General features: G+C 58.4%; 5 protein-coding genes and 1 pseudogene. 5 read left to right on the top strand and 1 reads right to left on the bottom strand.

Annotated elements, in window-relative coordinates; genetic code table 11:
• Positions 1-197 (top strand): annotated as a pseudogene (locus WBB95_RS23630) (hypothetical protein); the annotation flags it as partial.
• 596 nt (positions 198-793) lie between these two features.
• On the opposite strand, the gene nadB reads toward WBB95_RS23630, so the two are convergent.
• A complete protein-coding gene (nadB, locus tag WBB95_RS23625) occupies positions 794-2,401 on the bottom strand; it encodes an L-aspartate oxidase (RefSeq protein WP_424489761.1) in 1,608 nt (535 codons plus the stop codon).
• Between the two features lie 462 nt (positions 2,402-2,863).
• Between nadB and rpoE the strand changes: the two genes are divergently transcribed.
• The 4 genes from rpoE to WBB95_RS23605 all read left to right on the top strand — a co-directional run bounded on the left by rpoE (position 2,864) and on the right by WBB95_RS23605 (position 6,715).
• Positions 2,864-3,445: an RNA polymerase sigma factor RpoE gene (gene rpoE, locus WBB95_RS23620; RefSeq protein ID WP_003172477.1), complete on the top strand. Its 582-nt coding sequence runs from the start codon at positions 2,864-2,866 to the stop codon at positions 3,443-3,445.
• 32 nt (positions 3,446-3,477) lie between these two features.
• Complete coding sequence (locus WBB95_RS23615; protein WP_003172479.1) at positions 3,478-4,065, top strand: sigma-E factor negative regulatory protein; 588 nt, start codon at positions 3,478-3,480, stop codon at positions 4,063-4,065.
• A gap of 16 nt (positions 4,066-4,081) precedes the next feature.
• Complete coding sequence (locus WBB95_RS23610; RefSeq protein WP_424489760.1) at positions 4,082-5,041, top strand: MucB/RseB C-terminal domain-containing protein; 960 nt, start codon at positions 4,082-4,084, stop codon at positions 5,039-5,041.
• Between the two features lie 234 nt (positions 5,042-5,275).
• Entirely contained in the window at positions 5,276-6,715 is a 1,440-nt protein-coding gene (locus tag WBB95_RS23605) for a DegQ family serine endoprotease (RefSeq protein WP_424489759.1), read from the top strand.
• Positions 6,716-6,733: the final 18 nt, after the last annotated feature.

Below are 6,733 nucleotides of genomic sequence, written 5' to 3'. Positions count from 1 at the left end.
CCTTTACGCTGCTCTCCCGGTATTCCTTCAAGCTGTCCAACATGATCGTCAAGCGCTGGCTTGAACTGGAAGGCTCAGGGTTTGAACGTGTGTCGATACAGGCTGCTGTGGTTCACCTGCTCGAACGAGAGAAGGACAACTATCGAATCGCAATGAGGGACATCAAGGCCGCTGCAAGGCGTCTCAAGGCCCGGTAAGCGCTAAACGACACTTCCATAAACGAAGCGTGACGCGCTAAGCTCTTGGACTAAGTTGCCTACACTAAGGCCCGTCGATGAGTGTCACGCTGTGCTACACATACAAGGGCAAGCGGGTAGTTACTAAAGTGCCTGTCGAGTCTCTGACCCCGCATGCTGCGCTGTGCTTTGCCCTGCTGCAATCAGGCGCCTCTGACGACCAATCCCAAGGGAGCTGGCCGCATTCATATGAGCGCCTCCTTGAGGTAGCCCTGCAACACGAACTCACAGACGTTCGCTTTCACAAGTCACTCTAATCCCTCAAGGAGAACCCCATGGACCACCTACAGGCCCTCTACTGGGTCTGTCTGGCCGTTCAACTGGGGTTCTGGTTGTGGTCTCGCCGACCCTCTTGAGAATCTGACAGAAAAATCTGAAAGGTCACCATTACAAGACTTCCCGCGCAGGCTCCCCCGTAGGCCCTCGCATGGGTGCCCGTGGGCGCGTTAAGGACCCTCGCGGGCAGGCGATAAGGACCCCAGCGATGGGACAAAGATGCGCCAAAGCTGTTACAAACCGGGGCCTTACCGTGCTACGCTGAGGCTTCCTAACGTGCCTCATTCGGTCGGTGTAAGGATCGTATCCTTCGCTTCTGAAAGCAGCCCTGGATAGTCCAGCGTGTAGTGGAGACCCCGAGATTCCTTGCGTTGCATGGCTGACCTAATCATCAGCTCCGCTACCTGAGCAAGGTTCCTCAGTTCGATCAGGTCCCTACTTACTCGGTAGTTGCTGTAAAACTCATCGATCTCATCCAGCAGTAAGCGCACGCGGTGTTGCGCGCGTTGCAGGCGTTTGTTGGTGCGCACAATGCCCACGTAGTCCCACATGAAGCGGCGCAGTTCGTCCCAGTTGTGGGCGATGATCACGTCTTCGTCCGAGTCGGTCACCTGGCTGGCGTCCCAGCGGGGGAGGGCGGCAGGGACGGGGATACGCGGCAGTTGTTCGAGAATGTCGGCGGCCGCTGAGCGGGCGTAAACGAAACATTCGAGCAGCGAGTTGCTGGCCATGCGGTTGGCGCCGTGCAGGCCGGTGAAGCTGGTTTCGCCGATCGCGTACAAGCCTGGCACATCGGTGCGGCCGTGCTGATCGACCATCACGCCGCCGCAGGTGTAGTGCGCAGCCGGTACCACCGGGATCGGGCCTTTGGTGATGTCGATGTTGAATGCCAGGCAGCGTTCGTAGACGGTGGGGAAGTGGGTCTTGATGAAGGCTTCGGGCTTGTGGCTGATGTCGAGGTAGACGCAGTCGATGCCCAGGCGCTTCATTTCGTGGTCGATGGCGCGGGCGACGATATCCCGCGGCGCCAGCTCGGCGCGCGGATCAAAGCGCTGCATGAAGCGTTCGCCGTTCGGCAGTTTCAGGTGTGCACCTTCGCCGCGCAGGGCTTCGGTGATCAGAAAACTTTTGGCCTGCGGGTGATACAGGCAGGTCGGGTGGAACTGGTTGAACTCAAGGTTGGCCACCCGACAGCCGGAGCGCCAAGCCATGGCAATGCCGTCGCCGCATGCGCCGTCGGGGTTGCTGGTGTAGAGGTAGACCTTGGCTGCGCCGCCGGATGCCAGGATGGTGAAGCGCGCACCGTAGGTGTCGACTTCACCGCTGGCACGGTTGAGCACATAAGCGCCGAGGCAGCGTTCGCCGTCCAGGCCCAGGCGTTTTTCGGTGATCAGGTCGACGGCGACGCGTTGCTCCAGCAACTCGATGTTGGGGCGCTGGCGGGCCTGGTCGAGCAGGGTCTTGAAGATCGCGGCGCCGGTGGCGTCGGCGGCGTGGATGATGCGGCGATGACTGTGGCCGCCTTCCCGGGTCAGGTGGAACTCGAAGCCGCCGTCATCGCTGCCCGCGTGTTCGTCACGCGTAAAGGGCACGCCTTGATCGATCAGCCATTGGATGGCTTCGCGGCTGTGCTCGACGGTGAAACGCACGGCGTCTTCGTTGCACAGGCCGCCGCCGGCGTTAAGGGTGTCTTCGACGTGGGACTGCACGGTGTCGGTGTCGTCCAGCACGGCGGCGACACCGCCCTGGGCCCAGAATGTCGAGCCATTGGCCAGGTCGCCTTTGCTGAGTACCGCGACGCGCAGGTGGCTGGGAAGGGTCAGCGCCAGGCTCAAGCCGGCCGCGCCGCTACCGATCACCAGGACATCGTGTTGAAACTGTTGGCTCATTTGAAGGATTCCGCAAAAAGCGATCCACAGGGCTGGCGCAATCAGGACGCCTGGATCGGCGAATCAAAGGGTCACACGGGCCACTAGTATATAGAGGGGGGGAGCGGCACAATAGCGGGGCATTCGTGGCAATGTGAGATTACGGTGCGCGGCCAGGGTAAATCAGCCGGTTATTGAATCGGGAACTTTTTGCATAAGCCCTGACTCAATAGCAGGTTGCCCGAAAGCTGGGAAAACGTTGAGTTTATTGGCCCGTCGGGAGCATTGGACGCGTCAGAAAACCGGCGACAAGATTATTCGCGCAGCCGGCCTTGCCCGTGCTGCGTTTTTCGTGTGTGCCAAATCAGTGCGTGCCGGAAACTTGCTTGAAGGGGGAGAACTTTTGCGAAAAGTCCTAGTCTATGTTTACAAGCCTGATCGTTTAGTTATGCAAGCCTCCTTCAAGTACAACGAGGAGTGTTCATGCTAACCCAGGAAGAGGATCAGCAGCTGGTCGAGCGCGTTCAACGCGGCGACAAGCGAGCATTTGATCTGTTAGTGCTGAAATACCAGCACAAAATTCTCGGGTTGATCGTGCGGTTTGTGCACGACACCCATGAAGCGCAGGACGTTGCACAGGAAGCCTTTATCAAGGCATACCGTGCACTGGGCAATTTCCGCGGTGACAGTGCGTTTTATACGTGGCTCTACCGCATCGCCATTAACACGGCGAAGAACTATCTGGTTTCTCGCGGTCGCCGCCCGCCGGATAGTGATGTCAGTTCAGAAGACGCTGAATTCTACGATGGTGATCACGGCCTCAAGGATCTCGAGTCGCCGGAGCGTGCATTGCTGCGCGACGAGATCGAAGGCACCGTTCATCGCACAATTCAGCAACTGCCAGAAGATTTGCGTACGGCGTTAACTTTACGTGAATTCGATGGTCTGAGTTACGAAGACATTGCGAGCGTCATGCAGTGTCCGGTGGGGACTGTAAGGTCACGGATTTTCCGGGCCCGGGAAGCCATCGATAAAGCCTTGCAACCGTTGTTGCAGGAAAACTAAAGACAGCGGCGACAGCCAAGAGAGGAACCGCCATGAGTCGTGATGCCCTGCAGGAATCGCTGTCCGCAGTGATGGATAACGAAGCGGATGAACTGGAACTTCGTCGAGTGCTTAACGCATTTGATGATGCCGAAACCCGTGATACCTGGTCTCGTTACCAAGTCGCTCGGGCGGTGATGCACAAGGATCTTCTAATCCCTCGTCTGGATATTGCTGCGGCTGTTTCTGCTGCGCTGGCCGATGAAGCCGTTCCGGCAAAAGCTGCTCGTGGTCCATGGCGTAGCCTGGGTCGCCTGGCAGTTGCTGCTTCGGTAACTGTTGCAGTGCTCGCCGGTGTTCGCCTGTACAACCAGGACGAAATCGCTGGTGCGGAACTCGCCCAACAGACTCAGCAACCGGTCATGGCCGGCCCGCAAGTCAAAGGCCCAGCCGTACTGGCCGGCTACAAGGAAAGCTCGGACACCACTGGCCCTATGGCCAACGGTGTGCTCCAAGGGCAATCCGGCTGGCAAGATCAGCGTCTTCCAGGCTACCTGCGCCAACACGCACAGGAATCGGCCTTGAAAGGCACTGAAAGCGCTCTGCCATACGCTCGTGCTGCAAGTTTGGAAAACCGCTAAACCGCTAAGGGGCCCTATGCGCGCCATACCGCTCCTTACGCTTTTGCTCAGTGGTTGTTTTGCACTATCCGCCCATGCCGACGAAGCCCAAGACTGGCTGACTCGACTTGGGCGTGCAGAGCAGCAGCAAAGCTTTCAAGGTACGTTCGTCTACGAACGTAACGGCAGTTTTTCTACCCATGACATCTGGCATCGTGTCCAGGACGGTCAGGTCCGTGAGCGGCTTTTGCAGCTCGATGGTTCTGCTCAAGAGGTCGTGCGGGTGGATGGCCAGACTCAATGTGTCAGTGGCAGCCTTGTTGCTGGCCTTGGCAATTCGCGTGATGCCTCATCGCGTTCACTTGATCCACAAAAACTTACTCAATTTTATGAAATGGCCGTTATCGGCAAATCTCGCGTGGCCGGTCGTAACGCGGTGATTGTGTCGATTACACCGCGCGACCAATATCGCTATGGCTTTGAGTTGCATCTGGACCGTGAAACCGGCCTGCCGCTCAAATCTCTGTTGCTCAACGATCAAGGGCAATTATTGGAGCGCTTCCAGTTCACCCGATTGAACACGTCGGCCGCGCCCACAGACCGCGATTTACAGCCCAGCAGTGAATGCACGCCTATCGCCCTGACCAACACCAAAGCACCCGAAGTGCCCGCCACCCACGCGTGGCATCTGGATTGGCTGCCGCCGGGTTTTCAACTGACCAACAGCATCTCGCGAAAAGACACCCAGACCAAGTCCGCCGTCGACAGCCTGATGTATGACGACGGCCTTGCGCGCTTTTCGGTGTTTCTTGAGTCGACTGAGGGCGCGAGCGTAACGGAAACGCGCACTCAACTCGGCCCAACAGTTGCTGTGTCCCGGCGTCTGAATACCGTGGATGGCGAGGTGATGGTGACCGTTGTCGGTGAAATTCCAATCGGTACTGCCGAACGCATCGCGCTGTCGGTGCGCGGTACAAAGACCGACGCCAAGCCGTGAGCCGTTAATCCTATGTTCATCCTGACCTTTCAATCTACGCCCATGCCAGGTTGGTTGCCGAGAGCATGAAATGTCTGGATCAGTATTTTCACTTGCAAATAATCCCCATGTTTTTTATAGGTCAGGGCTTGTCGGCCCTGGCCTTGTTTTGTTCGCGGAACAAAGATGTCGGTCGCAGTTTTCGGCGTTTCTTGAACCCTGTCGCTCAACCCTGCTCGTCGTAACGGGAGCTGTATGTCGATACCACGCTTGAAGTCTTACCTATCCATAGTCGCCACGCTGCTGGTGCTGGGTCAGGCCGTGTCCGCGCAAGCGGCCGAGCTGCCTGATTTCACCCAACTGGTAGAGCAGGCGTCGCCTGCCGTGGTGAACATCAGTACCACGCAGAAGCTGCCGGATCGCAAAGTCTCGAATCAGCAGATGCCTGACCTCGAGGGCCTGCCGCCGATGCTGCGCGAGTTCTTCGAGCGCGGCATGCCGCAACAGCGCTCCCCTAGGGGTGGCGGTGGTGGCCAGCGTGAAGCGCAGTCCCTCGGCTCAGGCTTTATCATTTCGCCGGATGGCTACATCCTTACCAACAACCACGTGATTGCCGATGCGGACGAAATTCTCGTGCGCCTGGCCGATCGCAGCGAGCTGAAAGCCAAGCTGGTGGGCACCGACCCGCGTTCTGACGTGGCCTTGCTGAAAATCGATGGCAAAGACCTGCCGGTATTGAAGCTGGGTAAATCCCAGGACCTGAAAGCCGGGCAATGGGTGGTTGCGATCGGTTCGCCGTTCGGCTTTGACCATACCGTGACCCAAGGCATCGTCAGCGCCATCGGCCGCAGCTTGCCAAACGAAAACTACGTGCCGTTCATCCAGACTGACGTGCCGATCAACCCAGGTAACTCGGGTGGTCCGCTGTTCAACCTGGCGGGCGAAGTGGTCGGTATCAACTCGCAGATCTACACCCGTTCCGGCGGCTTCATGGGCGTGTCCTTCGCCATCCCTATCGATGTGGCCATGGACGTTTCCAATCAGCTCAAAAGCGGTGGCAAAGTCAGCCGTGGCTGGCTGGGCGTCGTGATCCAGGAAGTTAACAAAGACCTGGCTGAGTCCTTCGGCCTCGACAAGCCTGCCGGTGCTCTGGTTGCACAGATCCAGGACGACGGCCCCGCTGCCAAAGGTGGCCTGCAAGTCGGTGACGTGATCCTGAGCATGAACGGCCAGCCTATCGTCATGTCGGCCGACCTGCCGCACCTGGTCGGCGCACTTAAGGCGGGCAGCAAAGCCAAGCTGGAAGTGATTCGTGATGGCAAGCGCCAGACCGTTGAACTGACCGTAGGCGCCATCCCGGAAGAAGGCGCGACGTTGGACGCCCTGGGCAATGCCAAACCGGGTGCCGAGCGCAGCAGCAATCGCCTGGGCATTGCTGTAGCCGAGCTGACCGATGAGCAGAAGAAGACCTTCGACCTTAAAAGCGGCGTGGTGATCAAGGAAGTGCAGGACGGCCCTGCTTCCCTGATCGGCCTGCAGCCAGGTGACGTGATCACTCACCTGAACAATCAGGCCATCGATTCCACCAAGCAGTTCACCGACATCGCCAAGGCGCTGCCGAAGAATCGTTCGGTGTCGATGCGCGTTCTGCGTCAAGGGCGTGCCAGCTTCATCACGTTCAAGCTGGCCGAGTAATCCGCTAGCCTGATCCAA

This window comes from Pseudomonas sp. (assembly GCF_049645325.1).
Classification (GTDB): Bacteria; Pseudomonadota; Gammaproteobacteria; order Pseudomonadales; family Pseudomonadaceae; genus Aquipseudomonas.
This window is presented reverse-complemented; position numbering and strand designations above follow the sequence as displayed.

Coding starts and splice junctions, on each gene's coding strand:
- nadB (WP_424489761.1), bottom strand. CDS start 2,401: ATGAGCCAACAGTTTCAACACGATGTCCTGGTGATCGGTAGCGGCGCG.
- rpoE (WP_003172477.1), top strand. CDS start 2,864: ATGCTAACCCAGGAAGAGGATCAGCAGCTGGTCGAGCGCGTTCAACGC.
- WBB95_RS23615 (WP_003172479.1), top strand. CDS start 3,478: ATGAGTCGTGATGCCCTGCAGGAATCGCTGTCCGCAGTGATGGATAAC.
- WBB95_RS23610 (WP_424489760.1), top strand. CDS start 4,082: ATGCGCGCCATACCGCTCCTTACGCTTTTGCTCAGTGGTTGTTTTGCA.
- WBB95_RS23605 (WP_424489759.1), top strand. CDS start 5,276: ATGTCGATACCACGCTTGAAGTCTTACCTATCCATAGTCGCCACGCTG.